This is a genomic window from Parablastomonas sp. CN1-191 (assembly GCF_049354825.1).
Classification (GTDB): domain Bacteria; phylum Pseudomonadota; class Alphaproteobacteria; order Sphingomonadales; family Sphingomonadaceae; genus Novosphingobium.
The window spans coordinates 1,179,297-1,203,663 of the sequence record NZ_CP186480.1; the positions used below are offsets into that span (position 1 = coordinate 1,179,297).

Genomic DNA, 24,367 nt, shown 5'->3' on the forward strand with positions numbered 1-24,367 from the left:
GCCCTTTCCCGCGCCCCCGCCTATCTGCGCGGCGCGATGCCCGCCGAACAGCCGCCCCTGACCTTCGCCGTGCCCAAGGGCCGCCTCCTGGACGAGGCGTTGCCCCTGATGGCGCGCGCCGGGATCGTGCCCGAGGCGGCATTCCACGACAAGGGCAACCGCGCCTTGGCGTTCGCGTGCGACGGTTCGAGCACCCGACTGATCCGGGTGCGTGCGTTCGACGTCGCCACGTTCGTTGCCCATGGCGCGGCGCAGGCCGGCATCGTCGGCTCCGACGTGGTCGAGGAATTCGACTATTCGGAGCTCTACGCCCCGGTCGACCTTGCGATTGGCCCCTGCCGCCTGTCGGTCGCCGAGCCTGCGCATTCCCCCGAGCCCGATGCCGCGGCCAGTCATTTGCGCGTGGCCAGCAAGTATCCCAGCCTGACTCGCCGCCATTTCGAAAGCCGCGGGATCCAGGCAGAAGTCGTCAAGCTCAACGGGGCAATGGAACTGGCACCCTCGCTCGGCCTGGCCGGTCGCATTGTCGACCTGGTCTCCACCGGGCGCACGCTGATCGACAACGGACTGGTCGAGACCGAGACGATCCTTCAAGTCTCTGCACGCCTCATCGTCAATCGCGCCGCGCTCAAGACCGATCTGCGCGTTGCCGAACTGGTCGAGCGGTTCCGTTCGCTCGTCGCAGATGGAGCACCCGCCTGATGCTGCGCCTGAATACCACCGATGCCGGCTTCAAGGTGGCATTCGAACGCCTGGTGCGTGATCGCCGTGAGAGCGACGACGACGTCGCGCGCGACGTTCAGATCATCATCGAGGACGTGCGCCTGCGGGGCGACGCAGCATTGGCCGATCTGACCGCCCGGTTCGACCGCCACGCGCTGGCAAGCGATGCCGACTGGGCGATCGGAAAGGACTCCTGCCGCGAGGCTTTCGATGCCCTGAACCCCGACCTGCGCGCTGCTCTTGAGCTCGCCGCGCAGCGCATCCGCGCCTATCACGAAGCCCAACGCCCTGCCGACCGCGACGAAACCGATGAGGACGGCGTGCGCCTTGGCGCGCGCTGGAATGCGGTCGACGCGGCGGGGCTCTACGTTCCTGGCGGGCGCGCTGCCTATCCCTCGTCACTGCTGATGAACGCCATTCCGGCGCGTGTCGCTGGGGTTGAGCGGCTGGTTGTCGTTACGCCTACGCCGGGCGGCACGGTCAACCCGCTGGTGCTGGCCGCCGCGCACCTGGCGGGCGTGGACGAGATCTGGCGCGTCGGAGGCGCCCAGGCGATCGCCGCACTGGCCTATGGCACAGAGCGGATCGCCCCGGTCGACGTTATCACCGGGCCGGGCAACGCCTGGGTCGCGGAGGCGAAGCGCCAGCTTTACGGCGTCGTCGGGATCGACATGGTCGCGGGCCCGAGCGAGATCCTGGTCATCGCCGACGGCCACAACGATGCCGACTGGACCGCCGCCGACCTGCTCAGCCAGGCCGAGCACGATCCCGCCGCGCAATCGATCCTGGTCACCGACGATCCCGTCTTCGCCGACAAGGTCGCCGACCGGGTCGGGGTGGAACTGGCGATGCTTCCGACCGCGCGGGTCGCCTCGCAATCGTGGGACAAGCACGGCGTCATCATCGAGGTCGCCTCGCTAAGCGAAGCCCCCGCGCTCGCCAACGCGCTCGCCGCCGAGCACGTGCAGCTTGCCGTCGCCAATCCGCAGCCGCTGTTCGATGCCATCCGCCACGCCGGCAGCGTGTTCCTGGGGCGCATGACGCCCGAGGCGATCGGCGATTACGTCGCCGGCCCCAACCACGTCCTTCCCACCGGCCGCCGGGCGCGCTTCGCCTCGGGCCTTTCGGTGCTGGATTTCATGAAACGGACCAGCTTCATCCAGCTTGACGAGGCGGCGCTGGCCGCACTCGGCCCGGCGGCGGTGGCGCTGGCAGAGGCCGAGGGGCTGCCCGCGCACGCCCGGTCCATCGAAGTGAGGCTCGACCCATGAAAGGCGTAAACCCCAAGGCTCGCAGCCGGAAACGCGCCGCCGCGCGGCTTGCCGCGGTGCAGGCGCTATACCAGCACCAGATGGAGGGCACGCGCGAGGCGCAGCTGCTCGACGAATTCCACCGCCACCGGCTCGGCGCCGAGATCGAGGGCGAGCAGTACGAGGACGCCGAGACCGCGTTCTTCGACGATATCGTGCGCGGCGTGATGGCCCGGCACGAGGAGATCGACGGACAGCTCGCCCCGCGCCTTGCATCCGGTTGGAGCCTCGAACGGCTCGACCGCACGATGCTGCAGATCCTGCGCGCCGGCGCGTGGGAGCTGATGGCCCGGCCCGACGTGCCGACGGGCACCGTGATCGGCGAATACGTCGACGTTGCCCACGCCTTCTTCGAACCGCGCGAGGCAAAATTCGTCAACGGCGTGCTCGACGCGGTGGCGAAAGCGGTACGAACCTGAGCCGCGAAAGCGCCTTCATCGAGGCGCTGCGCGGCATCGCCACGCAACCTGCCGCGCGCGGGCTCAACGACGATGCGGCGGTGCTGGAGTTCGGCGGCGAGGCGCTGGTCCTGACCCACGACGCCATCGCGCTGGGCACCCACTTCCGCGCCGATGCCGACCCGGCGGACCTCGCCTGGCGGCTGGTGGCGACCAACTTGTCCGACCTTGCCGCCAAAGGCGCCGAGCCTCTCGGAGTGCTGGTCGGCTACCAACTCGGCGACGACGAAGCGCGCTTTGCCGAGGGCTTGGCTGAGGCGTTGGAGCACTACGACACCCCGCTACTCGGCGGCGATACTTTCGCCGCCGCTGAAGGCCGCGTCTTGGGCCTCACCGCCATCGGCCGCGCCACGCACCGCCCGGTCCCCTCGCGCAGCGGCGCAAAGCCCGGCGACACGGTCTGGGTCACCGGCAAGCTCGGCGCGGCGCTTGCCGCCTTCGAAGCCCTCGACAATCCGGAAGCCACCGACGCCGACACCCTCGCATACCGCCGCCCCGTCGCCCTCATTGCCGAAGGCCGCGCACTCGCTCCGCACGTCACCGCGATGATGGACATATCCGACGGTCTCCTCCTCGACGCCTCGCGCCTAGCGAAAGCCTCGGACGTAACATTGTCGCTCGCCAGCGCAGCCATTCCCATCGCGCTTTCAGTAGCCCGCCGTGACGAAGCTTTGCGTTGGGGCGACGACTACCAGTTGCTTTTCACACTAACTGAGGGGTTCGGCCCGCCAATTGCGGCGACGCGCATCGGACAAACGGAGCCACCCGGTTCTGCAAATCTGTTGCTGGATGGCCGCCCCGCCCGCGATCCTCTTGGCTACGAGCATTAGTCGCGCGGCAGTATTTCCGTTCATTGAATGGGAAGCTGTCGTCAGTTGGAGGTGATCCGATGCATGAAGACCCATCATACAAGACTTACAGGAAGCTATTGGGCTGGGGAACAGCAATCGCTGTAATGATATTTATGTTAGCGTCGGCGATCCGCCCTCTCTTTAACTAACGGGGCCAGTTGCCCTCAGATCGCTACCCATTTAGCGTTTGCAATCGGACGATTTCGCAGTGGCCGTTTATTAGACCACCGGCTCAAATCCACCTACAACGCCGCGCAGTCCACTCCGCGCGCCTCTAAAAGCGGCTTCATCTCGTAATAGGCGAACTTGGTCAGGTGGTTGGGGATGTCCGGGTAGAGGTGGTGCACCACGTGGTACTGCATCCCCATGCTCATCACGTGGCCGAGCCGGCTGCGGAACACGCGGGTGTTGCCGTAGCGGTCGAGGCTTTCGCGCGGGTGGTGCGGCGCCCATGACAGGTAAAACCGGATGTAGCTGAGGCCGATGTGGCGTGGCAGCCACCACAGCAGCGCCGCTTCCATCGCATAGCCGCTCCACGCCATGGTGAAGAACACCGCCATCGCGAACAGCTGCAGGAGCATCGTTTCCCTGAGCGCCGTCTGCGCCGCCGGGGTGCCGATGCGTTCGAGGATGCGCTTGTAGTGGTGGATCGATCCGTCGGCGCCGGGCTGGCGGTTGAGCCAGGTCTTGACCCACGCCATCGGCGCGTTGGCCGCGGCGTCGGTGTAGTCGGGATCACGCTCGGGATCGTTGGTGTAGTAGTGGTGATGCAGGTGCATCATCCGCGCCATCGAGAACGGGAAGATGAGGATGATCGTGGCAACCTGGCCGGTCAGCTCGTTCCAGAACCGGGTGGACGTGCCGGGTCGACCGATGTTCGAGTGCATCGCCTCGTGGCTGGTAACATAGCCCCCGGCGGCGAAGATGCAGCTCAGCACGAAGGCCACGGACAGCGGCATGATGTGCAGCATCGTAAGCGGGAAGAACGCCAGCCACGCGGCAAAGCACGCCAGCGTGATGGCGGTGTAAGGCCACATTCGCCGGCTGGCCGACGAATAACGCCTTGCGATCGCGCGTTCCTGGCGAAGCAGGTCACGCCGCACGTGCGCGTCGAGCGCGCTGCCTTCGCCCAGCGGTATGGCGGGAGCGCTGCCGGCGGGGCTTTCGCGCAGATTGGCGGGGGCCAGCACGAACGCGTTCACAGCCAGCGTCCCCGGAGCGTGGCGTAAAGACCCCACGGCGCCCCGACCAGCAAGCCGAACGCGATGCGGCTCATCCCCCAGGGCGCGGGCCAGCCCCAATAGGCCAACGTCTGCGCCACCAGCGGCGCGATAAAGCCGATCCCGAACAGGAACGGCATCCACTGGAACAACAGTCTGACAGCCCCTTGCATGGCGTTAACTCTATACGAACCATCGAATCCCGCAAGAAACCGTTGAATGACCGCTGTTTCATCTTGGGAAGGCTGTGACGAAAAAGCTGCGGTCGGCCAGCCCGCGGCCAATTGCATTGGCGCGAATCGCGGTTAAGCTGCCCTGGCCCCGCGCTCGCGGGGTTGGGATCAAGAACAACACAACCATTTTAGGGGGAGCGACGCCGTGAATCTCATCACGATCGCGATTATCCTGGGGCTGGTGGCCGTACTCTACGGCTTCGTCACCAGCCGGCAGGTACTTGGCAGCCCGGCGGGCAATGAAAAAATGCAGGAGATCGCCGCGGCGATCCAGGAGGGCGCGCAGGCCTATCTGCGCCGCCAGTACACCACTATCGCCATCGTCGGCGTCGTCGTCGCGGTGCTCGTCGCCTACTTTCTCGGCCCGATCAGCGCCGCCGGCTTCGTGATCGGCGCGGTGCTTTCGGGCATGGCCGGGTTCATCGGCATGAACGTTTCGGTACGGGCCAACGTCCGCACGGCCGCCGCCGCTCAGACAGGACTTCAGGAAGGCCTGACGCTGGCGTTTCGCGCCGGTGCGATCACCGGGATGCTGGTGGCGGGCCTTGCCCTGATCGGCATGGCGGGCTTCTTCTATTACCTGACCGCGGTTGCCGGCTACGATGTCGGCGGGACCGACCGCACGGTCGTCCAGGCGCTCACCGCGCTGGCCTTCGGCGCCTCGCTCATTTCGATCTTCGCGCGTCTTGGCGGCGGTATCTTCACCAAGGCAGCAGACGTCGGCGCCGACCTGGTCGGCAAGGTCGAGGCCGGCATCCCCGAGGATGACCCGCGCAATCCCGCCGTCATCGCCGACAACGTCGGCGACAACGTCGGCGACTGCGCCGGCATGGCGGCCGATCTGTTCGAAACCTACGTCGTCACCATCGGCGCCACGATGGTGTTGACCGCGCTGCTGATGAAGGGCCTGGGCGCATCGCTGCTGGCGTGGATGACGCTGCCGCTCCTGATCGGCGGCGTTTGCATCGTCACTTCGATCATCGGCACCTACTTCGTCCGCCTTGGTGGCGGGAAGAACGTGATGGGGGCGATGTACAAGGGCTTCCTGGTCACCGCGATCCTGTCCGTTCCGGCGATCTGGTTCTGCATCAACCTGATCTCGAACGGGGATATGGACACCGATATCGGCAACCAGCCGTTCTCGGGCATGGATCTGTTCTGGTGCTCGCTGCTCGGGCTGGTCATCACCGGCCTGATCATCTGGATTACCGAGTACTACACCGGAACGAACTACCGCCCGGTCCGCTCGATCGCAAAGGCATCGGAAACCGGCCACGGCACCAACGTGATCCAGGGCTTGGCCATCTCGATGGAGGCCACCGCCCTGCCCACGCTCGTGATCGTGGCGGGCATCATCATCGCCTTCCAGCTCGCCGGCCTTATCGGCATCGCCTACGCGGCAACCGCGATGCTGGCGCTGGCCGGCATGGTCGTCGCGCTCGACGCTTACGGTCCGGTAACCGACAACGCCGGCGGGATCGCCGAAATGGCGGGACTTGACGACAGCGTGCGTGAGAAGACCGATCTTCTCGACGCAGTCGGCAACACCACCAAGGCGGTGACCAAGGGCTATGCGATCGGTTCTGCCGGCCTTGCCGCGCTGGTGCTGTTCGCAGCCTACACCACCGACCTCAAGGAGTTCTTCCCGAACCTGAAAGTCGATTTCAGCCTCGAGAATCCTTACGTCATCGTCGGGCTGCTGCTCGGCGCGCTCCTGCCCTACCTGTTCGGGTCCATGGGCATGACCGCGGTGGGCCGCGCCGCCGGCGACGTGGTTATCGACGTACGCGACCAGTTCCGGGCCGATCCCGGCATCATGGCCGGTACGTCCAAGCCCAACTATGCCCGAACGGTCGACCTGGTGACGAAGGCGGCGATCAAGGAGATGATCGTCCCCTCGCTGCTGCCGGTGCTGGCGCCGATCGTGGTCTATTTCGTGATCACCGCGATCGCGGGGCAGGCCAACGGCTTTGCCGCTCTGGGTGCATTGCTCTTGGGCGTGATCGTGGGCGGCCTGTTCGTCGCCCTGTCGATGACGGCGGGCGGCGGTGCCTGGGACAATGCCAAGAAGTACATCGAGGACGGCCATCACGGCGGCAAGGGCAGCGAAGCCCACAAGGCCGCTGTGACCGGCGACACCGTCGGCGATCCTTACAAGGATACCGCTGGTCCGGCCGTCAATCCGATGATCAAGATAACCAATATCGTCGCCCTGCTCCTGCTGGCTGCGCTCGCCGCCGGCTGATCAGGATGCCCGACTGAATGACCCGCCCGGGCCGCGCGGCCCGGGCGGGTTTTTTGTTGTCCTGCCGATGCTTGCTCTTGCCTGCGCCGTCCGGCGCCATATGATCGCGGCAGGGATTCCTGCGTATGCGCAGGGTGCAAAAGGGGTTGCTCATGTCCATTGCCAAGACCGTTCGTGCTGCCGTGCTGGCCGGCGTCGCCGTTATCGCCATACCGGCCGCGGCGCAGACGCCGCCGTCTCACCAGATCGCCGCGAAGATTCCGCTCGACACGCTGGTCGAGCTGCCGTCGATGCAGCAGCTGCGCCTGTCGCCCGACGGTACCAAGGCGGCCGTCACGCTGGGGGGCGGCAACGATTTCGTCTATGCGGTGCTCGACCTCGTCAACGGCGGCAAGCCCAAGGTCATCGCCTCGGCCGAAACCTACAAGGACGCCGGCCAGCGCACCCTCGCCGGCTACCGCTGGGCCAACGACCGCTACCTGCTGCTGACGCTCACCTCGCGTGAGATCGTCTACGGCCAGCGCGTCGACCTGCGCCGGCTCGCCAGCTACGATATCGTCACCGGCAAGACGACGCCGCTCGCCTGGGACGGCGCCACTGCAGACGCCGCCGACGTGCTCCACATCGACAAGAAGAACGGTCGCATCCTGCTCGCCCGGCAAGTCGACAACGGCAATACCGAGCAGATGTTCAATTACCGGGTCGAATGGGTCGACGTGGCCACGGGCAAGGTGTTGAGCGTGGTCCAGCAGCCCAATCCGATCGTCGGCGGCTGGTTCGCCGACGGCAACGGCGTGGTCCGCATGGGCACCGCGGGGGACCGCGACACGGGTGAGGAGCGCTACCTCTATCGCTCGGGCGAAGGCCAGGCCTTCACGACGGTGCAGCGGGTCAAGGACAAGGATTTCTCCGGCGCCGGCATCCGCCCGATCGTATTCCTGGACGAGCCGGACATGGCCATCGTGTCGAGCAATCACGAAGGGCACCGCGCGATCTACAAGGCCAATCTCAAGACGATGACCATCGTGTCAAAGGTGTTCGAGGCTCCGGCGGGCTATGACGCCAGCAGCGCGATCGCCAACGAGGACGAGAACGGCGTGGTCGGCTATACCTTCGCCACCGACCGCGACTACGTCAGCTTCACCGACAACCGCCTCAAGACCATCCAGGCCTTTCTCGAAGACAGCTACGGCAAGGGCAATGCGCAAATCGTCTCGACCAACGACGGCGATCACCGGCTGATCGTCGCGCTGGGCAAGCCGGAGCAGGAAAACGGGTACTACCTCTACGACGCCGACAGCGGGAAGATGCAGCTGATCGGTTGGCAGAGCGCCAAGCTCAAGGACGGTCTGCTCAATCCCGTCTCGGCCTTCAGGTACACCGCCAGCGACGGCTTGCCGATCGAGGCTGTGGTCACCCGCCCGCGGCTGCGAGCCGGGCAGAAGAACCTGCCCGTGGTCGTGCTTACTCACGGCGGCCCCTATGGCGTGCGCGACTATGTCGAGGCTGACCAGTGGGCCCAGTCGATTGCGGAGCAGGGCTACGTCGTGGTCCAGCCCAACTATCGCGGATCCGGCGGCTACGGTGTCGAATTCGGCAAGGCTGGTCGCAAGGACGGCTTCGGCACGCGGATGCAGGACGATCTCAACGACGCTGTCGACGCGCTGGCCGCGCAGGGAATCGTCGACAAGAGCCGCGCCTGCATGATGGGCTGGTCATACGGCGGCTATGCCTCCGCCCGCGCGGCGCAGCGCGATCCGCAGCGCTGGCGCTGCACGATCGCCGGTGCCGGCGTCTACGACCTTCCCGCCATGCGCGATTACGATAAGGGCTATCTCGGCTCTTTCGGCGCCAATTACCTGGCCAAGGGCGCCGCCTCGCTCGATCAGGTTTCGCCCGCGCGAAATGCCGGCGGCGAATGGTCCAAGATCCTGATCGTCCACGGGGTCCGCGATCCGCGCGTGCCGATCGCGCAAGCGCGCGCGCTGCGTTCCGCGCTGAAGGGCGCGGGCAAGAAGGAAGGCGTCGACTTCGCCTATATCGAGCAGCCGAAGAACGGCCACTACGGCATCTATTTCACCAAGGAAGAGCGCCTGGAATGGCTGGGCGGAGCGTCCGCGTGGCTTGACCGCTACAATCCCGCCTATGTCGCCGCCGATGCCGATTTCGCCGCCAAGCCGGCGATCGACCCGGCGGTGGCCGCAATGGGCCAGCGGTTGTTCGCTCGGACATCGGGCTAGGGGCGTTGCTTGACCTGCGCGCGGCGCCCCTTAGGGGGCGCTGACGATGGTCAGTGACACACCCAGTCCCGAGGAGCTTGTCGCCGGTTTCGTGCGCCTGCTTTCCGTACGTCCGGCGGGCGAGGATCGCTTCGCGGGGCGGCGCAAGCCGGGCGGCGTCGGCCGGGTGTTCGGCGGGCAGGTCATCGCCCAGGCGCTAGCCGCGGCGGAGGCGACCGTCGACGAAGGCCGACCCTGCCATTCGCTTCATGCCTACTTCCTGCGCGGCGGGAGCGAGGATCACGAGATCGATTTCGCGGTCAACCGCGATTTCGACGGCGCCAGCTTCGCGAACCGCCGGGTCGTGGCAAGCCAGGAAGGCCGCCCGATCCTGAACCTGACCGCGTCGTTCCAGCGCCCTGAGCAGGGGCTTCACCACGTCGATACCGCCATGCCCGACGTGCCGGCCCCGGAAACCCTGCCGTCCGAATTCGAAAGCCGCCGCAAATTGGCCGAAGGCGCACCGGCGGCGCTCAAGGACTGGCTTTCGCGGCCGCGCCCGGTCGAAATGCGCATGGTCGAGCGCGAGAGCCGCGACGCCGGCGTCAGTGCCCAGCCGCTGGCCCATGCCTGGATCAGGGTCGTGGCGCCGCTGGGCGACGATCCGCGCCTGCACCGGGCGGCGTTGGCGTTTGCCACCGACCTGGGATTGCTCGGAACCTCGCTTATGCCGCATGGCCTCAGCTGGCTTCGTGGCGAGGTGATCAGCGCCAGTCTCGATCATGCGATCTGGTTTCACGGCGCCTTCCGCGCCGACGACTGGCTGCTCTATTCGATGCACAGCCCGTGGACCGGCAATGGCCGCGGTTTCAACACCGGGCAGATCTTCACGCGCGACGGGCGGCTCGTCGCTTCGGTTGCCCAAGAGGGCATGATCCGCCGGGCGCGAAGCCCGGCTTCACCGGCCTGACAGCCTGCCACCGCGGCGATGCACGACCGGTCCTGCGACAAACGGATACTTGACTTGCCCCCCTCCCCCTGCGCGAAACCGACTTAATGCCTTCAACCGATTATCGAAAAAAGCGCATCGCCGCGCTCGCCGCCGCGTGTGCCGTAGCACTGGTGTTGAACGGCTGCGGCAGCAAGGCGGCGACCGGCCGCGACAAAGGCACGCCGCAAGTAGGCTTCCGGGTCATGCAACCCACCACCGTGCCGATCGAGACCGAGCTGGCCGGCCGCGTCGCCGCTTCGAAAAGCGCCGAAGTCCGCCCGCAAGTCACGGGCGTCATTCAGCGGCGACTGTTCGCCGAGGGCAGCTACGTACGGGCGGGCCAACCGCTGTTCCAGATCGATCCCAGCCTTTACCGCGCCGCCGCCTCGCAGGCCGCCGCAAACCTCGAAAGCGCGCGCGCCAGCGCCGCCGCCGCCGGGACCAAGGCGGCGCGCTATGCCCCGCTCGCCGCCGCGCAGGCCGTCTCGCAGCAGGAATATACCGATGTCGCCGCCTCTGCGCGCGTGGCGCGGGCCTCGGTCGCGCAGAACCAGGCCGCGCTCAACACCGCGCGCATCAACTTGCGCTACACCACCGTCCCGGCGCCGATAAGTGGCCGGATCGGCCGTTCGGCCTTCACCGTCGGCGCGCTAGTGACGTCGGCGCAAAACGATCCGCTGGCGACGATCGCGGTCCTCGACCCGATCTACGTCGATATCCAGCAAAGCGCCGCCGACCTGGTCAAGCTGCGCCGCCAGATGGGCACCGGCGCGGGCGCGCCGATGACTGCGCCGGTGCGCCTGACGCTTGATGACGGCAATGAGTACGGGTTGCTCGGCCGGGTCGCGTTCTCGGAAATCACGGTCGATCCGGCTACCGGGTCGGTGACGATGCGGGCGCAGTTTCCCAATCCGCAGGGCCTGCTGCTGCCGGGCATGTTCGTGCGCGCGCGCCTTGCCCAATCGACGCAGACCAATGCCTACCTGGTCCCGCAAGGGGCGGTGTCGCGCGATCCCACCGGCGCGGCACAGGTCTATGTCGTCGGCGCCGACAACAAGGCCGTCCGCCGCACCGTCACGGCAACGGCAACCAGCGGCGCCAACTGGATCGTCACAGCAGGGCTGAATCCGGGTGACAAGCTGATCACGCAGGGCCTGGGCAAGGTGAAGCCCGGCCAGCCGGTCAAGCCGGTGCCCGAAACCGCGCCGCAGGTTCCGGGGTCGCGGCCCGCGGGCAAGAAAGGCTGACGGCCGGACCCGATGTCGCGCATTTTCGTCAACCGGCCGATCTTTGCCTGGGTCATCGCGATCATCGTCATGATGGCGGGCCTGGCCGGGCTTCGCGCGCTCCCGGTCGAGCAATTCCCCGATATTGCCCCGCCCCAGGTCAACATTCGCGCCAATTACCCCGGCGCATCGGCGGCGACGCTGGAAAGCAGCGTCACCCAGGTGATCGAGCAGCAGCTGACCGGGATCGACGGGCTGCTCTATTTTTCGTCGAGTTCGTCGGCGCGCGGATCCGTAACGATCAGCGCGACGTTCGAAAAGGGTACCGACCCCGACATTGCGCAGGTCCAGGTCCAGAACAAGGTGCAGCAGGCGCTCAGCCGGCTGCCCAGCCAGGTCCAGCAGCAAGGCCTGACGGTCACCAAGTCCAATCCTGACAACCTGCTGATCGCCGCCATCTACGACAGCACCGACAAGGCGCGTTCCCCCGACATTGCCGATTACTTGGTCGCCAATCTGCAAGAGCCGATCGCCCGCCTGCAAGGGGTCGGCGACACCAACGTGTTCGGCGCCCAACACGCGATGCGGATCTGGCTCGACCCGGCACGGCTGGCGGCGGTGCAGCTGATGCCCAGCGACGTGATCTCCGCCATCACCGCCCAGAATGCCGAAGTCGCCGGCGGCGAGGTCGGCGGCACGCCCAGTCCCGCCGGCCAGCGCCTGAACGCCACGCTCACCGCGCAGAGCCGCCTCAGCACGCCCGAACAGTTCGCCCAGATCGTCGTTAAGACCCGGCCCGACGGGTCGACTGTCCGCCTTGCCGACGTCGCCCGGGTGGAACTTGGCTCCGAAAGCTACGCCGTCGCCATCCGCGTTAATGGCCATCCAGGGGTGGGCATCTCGGTCAGCCTCGCGCCGGGCGCCGATGCGCTCAAGACCGCGGAACTGGTGAAAAAGGAATTCTCCGACCGCGAGGCGGATTTTCCCGACGGCTGGAAGCTGACCTACCCCAACGATTCGACCACCTTCATCAAGCGCTCTGTCGATGACGTGGTCATCACCCTGCTCGAAGCGGTGGCGCTGGTAGTGCTGGTGATCTTCTTTTTTCTCCAATCGTGGCGTGCCACGCTGATCCCGGCGATCGCGGTGCCGGTCGTGCTGCTGGGCACGCTGGCGGTATTCGCCGTCACCGGCTTTTCGATCAACACGCTGACGCTATTCGGCATGGTGCTGGCGATCGGCTTGCTGGTCGACGATGCCATCGTCGTGGTCGAGAACGTCGAGCGCCTGCTTCACGAGAACCCTGGCATGACCCCGCGTGAGGCGACGCTGCAATCGATGGCCGAGATCCAGGTGGCGCTGATCGCGATCGCGATGGTGCTGTCCGCGGTGTTCCTGCCGATGGCGTTCTTCGGCGGTTCCACCGGGGTGATCTACCGCCAGTTCTCGCTGACGATCGTTTCGGCGATGGTCCTTTCGGTGTTCGTCGCGCTGGTGCTGAGTCCGGCCTTGACCTCCACGCTGCTTCGCCGGCGCGAGGAGGAGGAACGTGCCGGCGGGCGGGTCGCCCAGCTCAGCGCACGCCTGCATCACTGGTTCGAGGACCGCTTCGGCCGCCTTTCGGGCTGGTACCACGCCCGCACGACGACCGTGCTGGCCAGGCGGCGGCGTTTCGGAGCTATCTACCTGGTCGTGGTGGTGCTGCTGGTGGCGCTGTTCGCGCGCCTGCCGACCGGATTCCTGCCCAGCGAGGACCAGGGTTTTGCCTCGATGCAGTACAACCTGCCGGCCGGCGCCACGCTTGAGCAAACCCAGGCGGCGATGGCGCAGATCGAGAATTACGCCCTGCACAACGTTCCCGAACTCGACAAGATGATGCTGGTTGGCGGATCGAGCGGCGGCGGCGGTGGCGGCCAGAACGCCGGCCGCGGTTTCATCGCGCTCAAGGACTGGGACGACCGCAAGGGCAAGGCGCATTCGGCCGAAGCGATCACCCGCCGGTTGACCCAGGCGATGGCGCCGCTGCGCGACGTCGAGTTTTATTCCACCCTGCCTCCCGCGGTCCGGGGCCTTGGTTCGTCGAGTGGCTTTACCGCCGAGCTTCTCAATTCCGGCAACCTCTCGCAGCCGGAATTTGCCGAGCAGCGCGACGCGATCCTGGCCGAAGCCCGCGCCGATCCGCGCCTTGCGAACGTACGTCTCGGATCGCTGCCCGATCAGCCGACGCTAAAGATCGACGCCGACCCCCAGCGCCTCGCCGTGCTCGGTCTCAACCAGACCGACGTCAATTCGACCCTCTCGACCGCGTGGGGCGGCCGGTATGTCAACGATTTCGTCGACAACGGCCGGGTCAAGCGCGTCTACGTTCAAGGGGACGCCCCTTACCGCGCCGCGCCGCAGGACATCGGGCAATGGTACGTTCGCGGGTCGAGCGGCGAGATGGTGCCCTTCTCCGCGATAGCCCAGGCGACATGGAGCGCCGCGCCGACCGGGCTCAGCCGTTTCAATGGCACGCGCAACGAAGAGATCAGCGGCCAGGCCGCGCCGGGCGAGAGTTCGGGCACGGCGATGGACGCGATCGAGGCGATCATCGCCGCCCACCCCGGCGTATCGGTTGCCTGGGCGGGTGCATCGTACCAGGAACGGCTGTCGAGTGGGCAAGCCCCTTATCTCTACGCCATTTCGCTGCTCGTGGTGTTCCTGTGCCTGGCGGCGCTGTACGAATCGTGGTCGATCCCGCTGGCGGTGCTGCTGGTGATCCCGCTCGGGCTGGTCGGCGCGTTGCTGGCCGTCACGCTGCGCGGATTGCAGAACGACGTGTTCCTGCAGATAGGCCTGCTGACGACGATGGGGTTGGCGGCGAAGAACGCGATCCTGATGATCGAGTTTGCCGAACAGGCCGAAAAGGCCGGCAAGACGCCGTACGAGGCCGCGCTCGAGGCGGCGCGCATCCGCCTGCGCCCGATCCTGATGACCAGCACCGCGTTCATTTTCGGCGTAATGCCGCTGGCGCTGGCGACCGGCGCGGGCGCCAACAGCCGCATCGCCATCGGCACATCGGTGATCGGCGGAATGCTGACCGCGACGCTGCTGGCGCTGTTCTACATCCCGTTCTTCTTCGTGCTGGTACGAACGATCACGAAACAGACGTTTGCCCGCCTGCTGCACCGGCGCCGCAGCGCGGACAACACCGCACCGGAGCCGGCAGCATGATCGTTCGCACGGGCACCGCACTGGCCGCGCTCGCGCTGGCGGGATGTTCGATGGAGCCGGCTTACGTCCAGCCGGCGCTGCCGGTCCCCGCCGCGTGGCCGGCGGGCGCAGCCTACCGCGCCGCGGACATGGCCGCGCTGCCAAGCTATGACTATCGAACGGTGTTCGCCGACCCGCGCCTGCAGGCGCTGATCGACCAGGCGCTCGCCAACAACCAGGACGTCGCTCGCGCCGTCGCCAACATCGCCGCCGCGCGGGCGCAATTCCGCGTCCAGCGCGCCGACCTGCTGCCGCAGGTCGACGCCAGCGCGTCCTATACGCGCAGGAACGGCGGCAGCACCGGTTCGGGCAGCGGCGGCCTTGATCTCCAGGCCGGCGTGTCGGGCTATGAACTCGACCTGTTCGGCCGCGTGCGCTCGCTGACCGATGCGGCACGCAGTCGCTATCTGGCCTCCGATTCGGCAGCACAGGCGGTCCGGCTGGCGCTGGTGGCCGATGTGGTCGAGGCGTGGCTGGCCCACGCTGCCGACCAGAGCCTGCTGGCCATCGCGCGCGACACCGTCAAGACGCAGGCCAAAGTCGTCGCGCTCACCCGGCAGCGGCTCGACGGCGGGATCGCGCCGCGCACCGACTTGCGCCAGGCCCAGCTGACGCTCCACACCGCAGAGGCCGATGCTGCCTCGCAGACCAGTGCCGCGGCGCAGGACGTCAACGGGTTGCAACTGCTGGTCGGCGCACCGATCGATCCGGCACTGTTGTCGAGCGGGATCGAGGACGCCGGCAGCCGCCTTGCCAGCATTCCCGCCGGCATTGATTCGGGCGTGCTGCTGCGCCGCCCCGACGTGGTCGAGGCCGAGTACCAGTTGCGCGCCGCCAACGGCGATATCGGGGCCGCCCGCGCCGAGCTGTTCCCGCGTATCTCGCTGACCGGCCTGCTGGGCGCCGTGTCGGGCGCGCTGACCTCGATCTTCACCGGCGGTGCCTTCACCTGGAGCGCGAGCGCTGGGGTCAACTACCCGATTTTTCGCGGCGGCGCCGGGCAAGCCAACGTCGCCTACAACGAAGCCCAGCGCGATGCCCTGCTGGCCGATTATCGCAAGGCGATCCAGACCGCGTTTCGCGACGTTGCCGACGCGCTGGCACGGCGCGGCACGATCGACGCGCAAGTCACCGCGCTGGCGGCCAATCGCGCCGCCGCGGCGGACAACGCCAACCTGGCGGAGATGCGCTATCGCGGCGGGATCGACAGTTACCTGACCTCGCTCAGCGCGCAGCAGGCGCTTTACGCGGCCCGCCGTGCGCTGGTGCAGGGACAGCTGCTGCGTGCCACCAACCGCGCCGAGATCTACCGCGCACTCGGCGCCGACAGCCTGCTCGTCAAACACCCCTGAGCGCTCTCACCCGCCGGGGTGATAGAAATCGTAGATCGCCTGCGCCACCAGCGCGCTGACGCCGGGTGCGCGTTGCAGGTCTTCGAGGGAGGCGGCGCGCACCTTGCCGGCAGTGCCGAAGTGAAGCAGCAGGGCCCGCTTGCGGGCAGGACCGATGCCGGGGATCTCGTCCAGCGGGCTCGCCGTGATGGCACGGCTGCGCTTGGCGCGATGCGCGCCGATGGCGAAGCGGTGGACCTCGTCCCGCAGGACCTGGAGGTGGAACAGCAACGGCGAATTGACCGGCAGCGTCTTCTCACGCCCATCGGGAAAGTGGAACACCTCGCGCCCTTCGCGCCCGTGGTGCGGACCCTTGGCGATGGCGATCAGGTTGACGTCCTCGATCCCCAGTTCCTCGAGCGTGTCCCTGGCCGCGCTCATCTGCCCCTTGCCGCCGTCGATCAGCACAAGGTCAGGCCACGTCCCGCCGTCACGGTCGGGATCCTCGTCGGCGAGGCGGGCGAAACGGCGGCCGAACACCTCGCGCATCATGCCGAAGTCGTCATTGGTCCGGGCGCTGCGGATGTTCCACTTGCGGTACTGGCCCTTCACGAATCCGTCCGGCCCGGCGACGATCATGGCGCCGACCGCCTGGGCCCCCTGAATGTGACTGTTGTCGTAGACCTCGATGCGGCTGGGCGGTTCCGCCAGCTCGAGGAATTCGGCCAGCTCCTGGTTGATGCGGGCCTTGGTGCCGCTTTCGGCCAGCCGGCGGTCGAGCGCTTCGGCGGCATTGCGGCTGGCCTGGTCCATCAGCCGCCGCCGGTCGCCACGTTGCGGGACCGAGATGTCGACCCGCCCCCCCGCGCCCTCGGCCAGCGCCTCGGCCAGCAATTCCGCCTCGGGCAGCGCCCGGTCGACAAGGACGCAGCGCGCCGGCGGCACTTCCTCGTAGAACTGGGCCAGGAAGCTGGTCATCACCTCTTCCTCGCTCAGACCGTCGGTGTGGCTGGGAAAAAAGGCGCGGTGGCCCCAGTTCTGGCCGCCGCGAATGAAGAACGCCTGGATGCCGACCTGCCCGCCCTTGGTCGCCATCGCAAAGACATCGGCATTGCCGACGCCGCTGGCGTTGATCGCCTGGCTGCCCTGGATGAAGGTGGCGGCGCGCAGCCGGTCGCGCAGCATCGCCGCCCGCTCGAAATCGAGGGCGCCGGCGGCCTCTGCCATCTGGCTCTCGATCTTCTTCTGCACGCCCTGGCTCTTGCCGCCGAGGAAGTCCTTCGCCTCGCCCACCAGTTCGGCATAGCCACCGGCATCGATGCGGCCCACGCAGGGGGCTGAGCAGCGCTTGATCTGGTAGAGCAGGCAGGGCCGGTCGCGGCGGCTGAAAAAGCTGTCTGTGCAGGATCTTAGCAGGAACAGTTTCTGCAGCGCGTTAATCGTGGTGTTGACCGAGCCGGCGCTGGCGAACGGACCGTAGTAGCTGCCCTTCGACCGGCGCGCGCCGCGGTGCTTCTGAATGCGCGGAAAGGCGTGATCGGCGCGCAGGAGGATAAACGGGAACGACTTGTCGTCGCGCAGAAGTACGTTGAAGGCCGGGCGGTAGCGCTTGATCAGCTGCGCTTCGAGCAGCAGCGCCTCGGCCTCCGAATTGGTCGTCACGATCGTCATCGACCGCGTCAGGCTGACCATCCGGCGCAGCCGGTTCGAGAGCCGGTCGACCTGCGTGTAGTTGGCGACCCGGTTCTTGAGCACGCGCGCCTTGCCGACATAAAGCACGTCGCCGCGGGCGTCGTGCATCCGGTAGACGCCAGGCTTGGGCTTCAGCGTGCGGACGACCTCGCGGATCGCCGCGATGCCGGCGTCGATATCGGGCTGGCTGCCGCGCACGGCCTGCGTCGCGCGGTCCTCGTTAAAGCGCGTCGCGGCATTGGGCTGATCGGGACGGGCGGCCTTGCTCACCGGCGAAGTCCACAGTTGCTTGACACGTTTGACAGGGTCCTGGCGAGAAAGCGGAAGCGGCGGGCAAGGTCCCAGATGGGGTCGCAAGGTGTTGAAGAAAAGGGCGCACGGGGCAACATCGCCCCTTCCTGCCACAAGCGGGGCGCGTAGGAAAATCCCGCCACGCTTGCCGCCCCGTCCCCAGCCGCTAGAGCCGCGCCATGGAGCCTGTTCATGACGCCATCATCCTGGGCGGCGGCGCCGCCGGCCTGTTCTGTGCCGCCCGCGCGGGGCAGCGCGGGCGCAACGTGGTGGTGCTCGAAAAAGCATCCGAAGTCGGGCGCAAGATCCTGATTTCGGGCGGTGGACGCTGCAACTTCACCAATATTCATACCGCGCCCGACCGCTACATCTCGGCCAATCCGCATTTCGCCAAGTCGGCGCTGGCCCGCTACACCCCGCGCGATTTCCTCGACCTGGTCGAGGCGCACGGCATCCCCTGGCATGAAAAGACGCTCGGGCAATTGTTCTGCGATGGCTCGGCGCGGCAGATCGTCGCGATGCTGCTGGCCGAGTGCGCGAAGGGCGGTGCGGTCGTCCGGACCGGCCAGGAGGTCGGCGCGGTCGACCATGCCGACGGGGTGTTTACCGTCGCCACGCAGCAGGGCCCGGTGCGTGGCCGCGCGCTGGTGATCGCAACCGGCGGCCCGTCGATTCCGAAAATGGGCGCGACCGGGTTCGCTTACGACCTGGCGCGGCGTTTCGGCCTCAAGGTGGTGGAGCCGCGCCCGGCGCTGGTGCCGCTGACGCTGGGCGGCGAGGACGTGCTGTTTCGCGAGCTGTCGGGCGTCGCCGCGCCGGTGGCCGCGTCGGCCGGCACGGGCAGCAGCAAAGCCCGTTTCCGCGAGGCGGCGCTGTTCACGCACCGCGGCCTGTCCGGCCCCGCGATCCTGCAGGTGTCGTCCTACTGGAAGCATGGCGAGCCGGTGACGATAGATTTCCTGCCCGATGCCGATGCCGACTGGCTGCTGGATGCCAAACGCGCGCAGCCGCGCGCCGCGGTTCGCACCGTGCTGCGCGGCCCCCTGCCCGAACGGCTGGCCGACGCGCTGGCGGGCCGGCTCGGCCTCGACGGCGCGATGGCGGCGCAGACCGACAAGGTCTTGCGCGGCGCGCAGGAACGGCTGCGGGCCTGGCCGTTCCACCCTAACGGCACCGAGGGCTTCGCCAAGGCCGAAGTCACCGTCGGCGGGATCGCCACCGCCGGGCTGTCCTCGCAGACGATGGCGGCGCGCGGCGTACCGGGCCTTTACGCCATCGGCGAGGCGGTGGACGTGACCGGTTGGCTGGGCGGCTACAATTTCCAGTGGGCCTGGGCCAGCGCCGCGGCGGCTGCAGCCGCGCTCTAAGGGTTGCGCCGGCCGAGCATCTGAGGTTGTCTGCGGGCCGGAAACCTGGAGACTGCGATGCGCGCGATGCTGATGACTGCCGCGGTGATGCTGGCCGCGGCGCCGGCAGCCTTTGCCAGGGAGCCGGCCCCGGCCGCGCGCTTCACCGCCGACGACCTGTTCAAGCTGGCGGTGGCCAACAGCCCTGCCGTCAGCCCGGACGGACGCCGGATCGCCTATGTGCGGGCCGCGGCCGACGTGATGACCGACAAGGCACAGCGCAGCCTCTGGCTGGTCGACGCCAAGGGCGGCCCGGCGCGGCGCGTGGCAGCGATGGCGGGCGAGCAGGCGGCGCCGCTGTGGTCGCCCGATGGCAAGTGGCTGGCCTTCGTCGCCCGCGCACCCGACACCAGGCCGAGGCTGATGAAGCTCGATCCCGCGTCCACCGCCGCGCCGGTGCTGATCGCCGAGCTGCCCGAGCGCCCGTCGCGGCTGGCGTGGTCCCCCGACGGCACCCTGATCGCCTACACTGCCTTCGTCCCCGGCGAACCGCCCCGGCTGGGCGCCGCGCCGACCAGGCCCGAGGGCGCCAAGTGGGCCGAGGCGCCGCGGCTTTACGACCAGTTGCTATGGCGCACCGACGACGAAGGCGTGCTGAAGCCGGGCCGCGCGCAAGTCTTCACCGTGCCCGCCGCCGGCGGGGCGCCGGTGCAGGTGACCAGCGGCGACTTTCCGATCAGCGCGCTGGCTTGGGACGCGGGATCGCGCAGCCTGGTGGTGACCACGCACCGCGATGCCGACTGGCAGCGCGATCCGGGCGAAAGCGAGCTGTGGCGCTTTGCGCTGGGCGGCGCCGGCCCGGTGCGGCTGACGACGCGCAAGGGTCCTGACGGCGACGCCGCCATGTCCCCCGACGGGCGGATGATGGCCTGGATCGGCCACGACGCCGCCGGGCGCAATTATGCCTTCGACCGGCTCTACGTCGCCGCGGCGGACGGCAGCGACCGGCGCGACCTGACCGCGTCGCTGGGCCGATCGGTTGCGAACCCGGTCTGGGACGCGGACGGCAAGGCACTGCTGGTCAGCTACGGCGACGGCGGCGTTACCCGGCTGGCGCGGGTCGCGCTGGACGGCAAGATCACGCCGCTCACCGCGCACCTGGGCGGCGGCGGCCTGGACCGGCCCTATACCGGGGGCAGCTTCGATGCGGCCGGCGGCACCATCGCGTTCACGTACGCCGATGCCGGCAGCCCCGGCGACATCGCGGTGCTGCGCAGCGGGCGCGAGACGCGGCTGACGGATCTGACGCACGACCTGCGCACCGCGCGCACGCTGGGGACGGTGCGACCGCTGGCGGTGACCGCGCCCGATGGCCGCAGGATCGATACCTGGGTGGTACTGCCGCCCGGATATACCGGCGGCCGGCTGCCGACGATCCTGGAGATCCACGGCGGGCCCAACGCCGCTTACGGGCCGACGTTCGCGACCGACATGCAGCTTTACGCCGCGGCGGGCTATGCCGTGGTTTATCCGAACGCCCGCAATTCAGCCAATTATGGCGACGACTTCGCAAATCAGACGAGCTTCGAGAAGCCGTTTTCGGACGCGCCCGATTTCCTTGCCGCGGTCGACGCGGCAGTGGCCGCCGGGTTCGCCGACCCCGACAACCTGTTCGTCACCGGCGGATCCTACGGCGGCTATGCCAGCGCCGCGCTGATCGGCCTGACCGACCGGTTTCGCGCCGCCGCGCTGCAAAAGCCGGTTATCGACTGGAACAGCAAGATTCTGACCACTGACATCGCCGCCTATCAGAACGCGATGCCTTACGGCGCCCCGGTGTGGGACAACCCGATGGGCTACTGGGGCGCATCGCCAATCTCGCTGGTCGGCAGGGTCAAGACCCCGACTCTGATCGTGGTGGGCGAAAACGACAAGCGTACCCCGCCCCCGCAGTCGGAGGAGTTCTTTACCGCGCTCAAGCTGCGCGGCGTCCCGGCGACGCTGATGATCGTGCCGGGCGCGGCGCACGGATCGCTGACCGCGCGCCCGTCTCAAAGCGCCGCCCGGGTCAGTGCGATCCTGGCCTGGTTCGAGCGCTACCGGAAGCGCTAGAAGCTCTTGCGGATCTCGATCCCGATCACGCGGCCCTGGGGGTCGATCAGGTCAGGCTGGTAGTTGATCGGCACCGTGCCGTTGCCGTCGGTGACCCGTTGGCGCTGGTCGAAGATGTTGTTCACGAACACCGACATCCGCGTGCCGCGCAGGAACGGCGCCCCCTTGGTCAGCCCCGGCACCTGGTCGAGATTTGCGAACGTGCGCAAGTTGAGCTTGAACAGGCTGCCGAAGCGCAAGTCCGTGCTGCCGGGCAAGCCGCTGGCGTCGACGCGGGTGGGCGCGGTGTAGGAGCCCGACAGGCGCACGCCGAGGCCGCTCTTGAACGCGCCGGCGTCCAGTTCCAGCGTGTGGCGGGCGATGCCCCCGCCCGACAGCGCATCGCCGCCCAGCAGGTCCAGGACCGGACCCGCCGGCGCAATGGTGACCTTGTTGGTGAACTGCACGGTATCGTAGAGCGCGACGTTCCAGCGCCCCTGCCCGCCGCCGGGAGGGCCGCCCATCCCGCCGCCCGGGGGGCCGCCCATTCCGCCGCCGCGGCCACCGCCGCCGCCGCGCCGGCCACCGCCACCGCCGAACATCCCGCCGCCGCCCTCGGGCGCCTTGCCCAGGTTGCCCGACAAGTTGAAGCCGAGCCGCAGGCGCGAGGATTCCTGCCGGTAAAGCGTGACCGGGCGCTGATCGATCGAGACCAGCCTGCCGTTCGCGTCGCGCACCACGCGGCCCGGGAACGCCGCTTCGATCGCCGGCGTCAGCACCGGGAACGAGGCGGTGATGTCGTTCGAACGATTGCGGAAGTATTCCACAAGCACGTTGCTGTTCTGCAGGAACGGCAGCTGCCAGTTGAGGCTGGCCTTGAGGTCGCGCTGGGTTTCCTTCTTCAGCGCCGGGTTGCCGCCGGTGATGACCGTTACCAACGCAGTCTCGCCGCGGGCGAAGTCATAGACCGGGACGTTGAAGTTCTGCAGCTGCGGGTTGCCCAGGTTGCCCAGGCTCGGCGCCGCTTCGTTGACGATATAGCTCAGGCCGAGGTTGAGCTTTTCGGTCAGCCCCCAGTTGAAGCCGGCGCTCCAGTCCTTGAGCGTGCCGAAGTCCGACAGGTTGCTGATCCCCGCCGAGGCGTTGAGCGTCAGGTCGCCGAGCCCGGCCAGCACGTCGTTGCGGCGGCTGGCGATCGGAACGCCGACGTTGATGCCGGCCAGCGCCTCGCGCCGCGACAGGCTGGTCTCGCCCGTGGTCAACCGGCGGCTGTCGCGGCTGGATATCCCGTCGAGGTTGAGGCCGGTCTTGGCCGTCACCGAAACGTCGCCCGCGGGCAGGTGGACCGGGCGCCCGATCACGGTCGCCAGCGTGTTGAGGCTGTCCGTATAGGTCTCGGCGCGATCGAAGCCGAAGGCGCCGCGGCGATCGATGTGCGAAACGGTCTCGCCGTGGCTGCCGTCGGCGGTCAGCGTCAGCTGCCAGTCGCCCAGCGGTTTGTTGAGCGCCGCCCCGCCCGAGAGCGTCAGCGTGTCGCTTTGCCGGGCGAGCGGGTCCACCGCGGTCAGCGAGGCGGTGTTGAGCCCCGAGTAGGACAGCGTCCGGCCGCGCGCGACGTTGGCGTTGAGGCCGAGCGTGCCCGACCCGGGCGCGGTGCCAAGGGCGGTGTTGAACGTGACGTTGCCGGTCAGGTCGGTCGATTCCGCGATCAGCGAGCGGTACGTGCCCTGGCCGATGCCGCCGATCGTGGTGGCGTCGGCCTGGATGACGTTGCGCTCGGCCTCGGTCAGCGGGCTGGTGTGATTGAGCTCGACCGAGGCGTTGACCCGGCGCGGGCCGTTGATCAGCAGCGAATTGACCTCGAACTGCTCGTTACCCGTGCCGCCGCGGGTCGGCTGGCGATATTGCAGTTCGGCCGAGCGCGAGCTGAAGTTGTCCTTGAGGATGAAGTTCACCACCCGCTGGTTGGGCGCGAAGCCATACCGCAGCGCGACCTCCTCGGGCAGGATCTCGACCCGGCGGATCGCTTCGGGCGGGTAATTGCGCATCTCGCGGAAGGAACCGATGCGCTGGCCGTTGACCAGGATCGCCGGCGGCCCGCTGCCGCGGCCGCGGCCCGATCCGGTCTGCGGCGCCAGCGCGGTCAGCAGGTCTGCGAGCGAGGAAGCGCCGTAGCTGGCGACGTCGGCCTCGGTCAGCGTCGCCACTGGCGGCTGCGGCGCGTCGACCGATCCCTTGATGCGCGTGGCAATGACGACGATCTCGTCCGGCTCGTCCTGCGGCGGGGCGGCGTCGACCGGCTCGGCGGTGTTGGTGGTGGGCGGCGGCGGGGCAGGTTCGGCCTGGCCCGCGGCCAGCGCCGGCGTCGACACCCCGAGGGCGAGGAGAATGAAAATAGGGCTGCGCACGGCGGGTCGTTCCTGTCTTGCGGCCCGTCCTGACGCGCCTTCGTGGTTCCTGATACAGTTCGAAGTGGCAACCGGCACGGGCCGGGACAAGCCGCAGAGGGTAACAAATTGTCGCCGGGAAAGCTCCCGGCGCGCCAGACGACTGCGCGCGGGCGCAGGCTTTCCTTTTGCCGTGCCCGGGTCTATGGGGCGCGCGCAGCCCGGTAATTCAAGGACAATTGACGCGAATGGCGAAGGAAGAACTTCTCGAAATGCGGGGGCAGGTCGTTGAACTGCTGCCCAATGCCATGTTCCGCGTCCGCCTTGAAAACGATCACGAAATCCTGGGCCATACCGCCGGCAAGATGCGCAAGAACCGCATCCGCGTGCTGGTCGGCGACGAAGTGCTGGTCGAGCTGACACCCTACGACCTGACCAAGGGCCGCATCACCTACCGCTTCATGCCCGGGCGCGGCGGCCCCGGCTATCCCTGAGACGGCT

The 24,367-nt window shown here is 67.9% G+C and carries 17 protein-coding genes; 13 read left to right on the top strand and 4 right to left on the bottom strand.

Going from position 1 to position 24,367, the window contains the following annotated elements; genetic code table 11:
* Positions 1 to 36 precede the first annotated feature (36 nt).
* The 4 genes from hisG to thiL are packed head-to-tail and all read left to right on the top strand — an operon-like array spanning position 37 to position 3,321.
* A complete protein-coding gene (gene hisG / locus ACOYW6_RS05920) occupies positions 37 to 702 on the top strand; it encodes an ATP phosphoribosyltransferase (RefSeq protein ID WP_423142885.1) in 666 nt (221 codons plus the stop codon).
* Positions 702 to 1,994 (top strand): histidinol dehydrogenase, encoded by a 1,293-nt coding sequence (gene hisD, locus ACOYW6_RS05925; protein ID WP_423142886.1) that lies wholly within the window; start codon positions 702 to 704, stop codon positions 1,992 to 1,994. Before hisG ends, hisD begins: the two co-directional genes overlap by 1 nt.
* Positions 1,991 to 2,452 (top strand): transcription antitermination factor NusB, encoded by a 462-nt coding sequence (nusB, locus tag ACOYW6_RS05930; protein WP_423142887.1) that lies wholly within the window; start codon positions 1,991 to 1,993, stop codon positions 2,450 to 2,452. The genes hisD and nusB overlap by 4 nt, the downstream gene beginning before the upstream one ends.
* A complete protein-coding gene (thiL, locus tag ACOYW6_RS05935) occupies positions 2,449 to 3,321 on the top strand; it encodes a thiamine-phosphate kinase (protein ID WP_423143073.1) in 873 nt (290 codons plus the stop codon). The genes nusB and thiL overlap by 4 nt, the downstream gene beginning before the upstream one ends.
* Before the next feature lie 263 nt (positions 3,322 to 3,584).
* Here the strand turns inward: thiL and ACOYW6_RS05940 are convergent, their stop codons facing one another.
* On the bottom strand, positions 3,585 to 4,544 hold the full coding sequence (locus ACOYW6_RS05940; protein WP_423142888.1) for a fatty acid desaturase: 960 nt from the start codon (positions 4,542 to 4,544) through the stop codon (positions 3,585 to 3,587).
* Positions 4,541 to 4,735 (bottom strand): hypothetical protein, encoded by a 195-nt coding sequence (locus ACOYW6_RS05945; RefSeq protein WP_423142889.1) that lies wholly within the window; start codon positions 4,733 to 4,735, stop codon positions 4,541 to 4,543. Before ACOYW6_RS05945 ends, ACOYW6_RS05940 begins: the two co-directional genes overlap by 4 nt.
* Positions 4,736 to 4,940: 205 nt before the next feature.
* Here ACOYW6_RS05945 and ACOYW6_RS05950 point away from each other — a divergent pair, with 205 nt between their 5' ends.
* From ACOYW6_RS05950 to ACOYW6_RS05975, 6 genes are all read left to right on the top strand, one after another.
* The gene (locus ACOYW6_RS05950) at positions 4,941 to 7,040 is read left to right on the top strand and encodes a sodium-translocating pyrophosphatase (RefSeq protein ID WP_423142890.1); all 2,100 of its coding nucleotides are present in this window, start codon (positions 4,941 to 4,943) and stop codon (positions 7,038 to 7,040) included.
* A 152-nt stretch (positions 7,041 to 7,192) separates the two neighbouring features.
* Positions 7,193 to 9,280: an alpha/beta hydrolase family protein gene (locus ACOYW6_RS05955; protein ID WP_423142891.1), complete on the top strand. Its 2,088-nt coding sequence runs from the start codon at positions 7,193 to 7,195 to the stop codon at positions 9,278 to 9,280.
* Positions 9,281 to 9,326: 46 nt separating this feature from the next.
* Positions 9,327 to 10,229, top strand: a complete 903-nt coding sequence (locus ACOYW6_RS05960) for an acyl-CoA thioesterase (protein WP_423142892.1) — start codon at positions 9,327 to 9,329, stop codon at positions 10,227 to 10,229.
* A gap of 86 nt (positions 10,230 to 10,315) precedes the next feature.
* Positions 10,316 to 11,497, top strand: coding sequence for an efflux RND transporter periplasmic adaptor subunit (locus ACOYW6_RS05965; RefSeq protein WP_423142893.1), 1,182 nt, complete (start codon positions 10,316 to 10,318; stop codon positions 11,495 to 11,497).
* 12 nt (positions 11,498 to 11,509) lie between these two features.
* Positions 11,510 to 14,689 carry a multidrug efflux RND transporter permease subunit gene (locus tag ACOYW6_RS05970; protein ID WP_423142894.1) on the top strand — a complete coding sequence of 1,060 codons (3,180 nt, stop codon included), beginning with the start codon at positions 11,510 to 11,512 and terminating at the stop codon, positions 14,687 to 14,689.
* On the top strand, positions 14,686 to 16,080 hold the full coding sequence (locus tag ACOYW6_RS05975; RefSeq protein WP_423142895.1) for an efflux transporter outer membrane subunit: 1,395 nt from the start codon (positions 14,686 to 14,688) through the stop codon (positions 16,078 to 16,080). The genes ACOYW6_RS05970 and ACOYW6_RS05975 overlap by 4 nt, the downstream gene beginning before the upstream one ends.
* A gap of 6 nt (positions 16,081 to 16,086) precedes the next feature.
* On the opposite strand, the gene uvrC is transcribed toward ACOYW6_RS05975, so the two are convergent.
* The gene (uvrC, locus tag ACOYW6_RS05980) at positions 16,087 to 18,021 is read right to left on the bottom strand and encodes an excinuclease ABC subunit UvrC (RefSeq protein WP_423142896.1); all 1,935 of its coding nucleotides are present in this window, start codon (positions 18,019 to 18,021) and stop codon (positions 16,087 to 16,089) included.
* Between the two features lie 200 nt (positions 18,022 to 18,221).
* Between uvrC and ACOYW6_RS05985 the strand changes: the two genes are divergently transcribed.
* A complete protein-coding gene (locus ACOYW6_RS05985; RefSeq protein ID WP_423142897.1) occupies positions 18,222 to 19,409 on the top strand; it encodes an NAD(P)/FAD-dependent oxidoreductase in 1,188 nt (395 codons plus the stop codon).
* Positions 19,410 to 19,475: 66 nt separating this feature from the next.
* Positions 19,476 to 21,500 (top strand): S9 family peptidase, encoded by a 2,025-nt coding sequence (locus tag ACOYW6_RS05990; RefSeq protein ID WP_423142898.1) that lies wholly within the window; start codon positions 19,476 to 19,478, stop codon positions 21,498 to 21,500.
* Here ACOYW6_RS05990 and ACOYW6_RS05995 read toward each other — a convergent pair.
* Complete coding sequence (locus ACOYW6_RS05995; protein ID WP_423142899.1) at positions 21,497 to 23,887, bottom strand: TonB-dependent receptor; 2,391 nt, start codon at positions 23,885 to 23,887, stop codon at positions 21,497 to 21,499. The genes ACOYW6_RS05990 and ACOYW6_RS05995 overlap by 4 nt on opposite strands.
* A gap of 227 nt (positions 23,888 to 24,114) precedes the next feature.
* Between ACOYW6_RS05995 and infA the strand changes: the two genes are divergently transcribed.
* On the top strand, positions 24,115 to 24,360 hold the full coding sequence (gene infA / locus ACOYW6_RS06000; RefSeq protein ID WP_423142900.1) for a translation initiation factor IF-1: 246 nt from the start codon (positions 24,115 to 24,117) through the stop codon (positions 24,358 to 24,360).
* Positions 24,361 to 24,367: the final 7 nt, after the last annotated feature.

Coding starts and splice junctions, on each gene's coding strand:
- hisG (WP_423142885.1), top strand. CDS start 37: ATGCCCGCCGAACAGCCGCCCCTGACCTTCGCCGTGCCCAAGGGCCGC.
- hisD (WP_423142886.1), top strand. CDS start 702: ATGCTGCGCCTGAATACCACCGATGCCGGCTTCAAGGTGGCATTCGAA.
- nusB (WP_423142887.1), top strand. CDS start 1,991: ATGAAAGGCGTAAACCCCAAGGCTCGCAGCCGGAAACGCGCCGCCGCG.
- ACOYW6_RS05945 (WP_423142889.1), bottom strand. CDS start 4,735: ATGCAAGGGGCTGTCAGACTGTTGTTCCAGTGGATGCCGTTCCTGTTC.
- ACOYW6_RS05955 (WP_423142891.1), top strand. CDS start 7,193: ATGTCCATTGCCAAGACCGTTCGTGCTGCCGTGCTGGCCGGCGTCGCC.
- ACOYW6_RS05960 (WP_423142892.1), top strand. CDS start 9,327: ATGGTCAGTGACACACCCAGTCCCGAGGAGCTTGTCGCCGGTTTCGTG.
- ACOYW6_RS05965 (WP_423142893.1), top strand. CDS start 10,316: ATGCCTTCAACCGATTATCGAAAAAAGCGCATCGCCGCGCTCGCCGCC.
- ACOYW6_RS05970 (WP_423142894.1), top strand. CDS start 11,510: ATGTCGCGCATTTTCGTCAACCGGCCGATCTTTGCCTGGGTCATCGCG.
- ACOYW6_RS05975 (WP_423142895.1), top strand. CDS start 14,686: ATGATCGTTCGCACGGGCACCGCACTGGCCGCGCTCGCGCTGGCGGGA.
- ACOYW6_RS05985 (WP_423142897.1), top strand. CDS start 18,222: ATGGAGCCTGTTCATGACGCCATCATCCTGGGCGGCGGCGCCGCCGGC.
- ACOYW6_RS05990 (WP_423142898.1), top strand. CDS start 19,476: ATGCTGATGACTGCCGCGGTGATGCTGGCCGCGGCGCCGGCAGCCTTT.
- infA (WP_423142900.1), top strand. CDS start 24,115: ATGGCGAAGGAAGAACTTCTCGAAATGCGGGGGCAGGTCGTTGAACTG.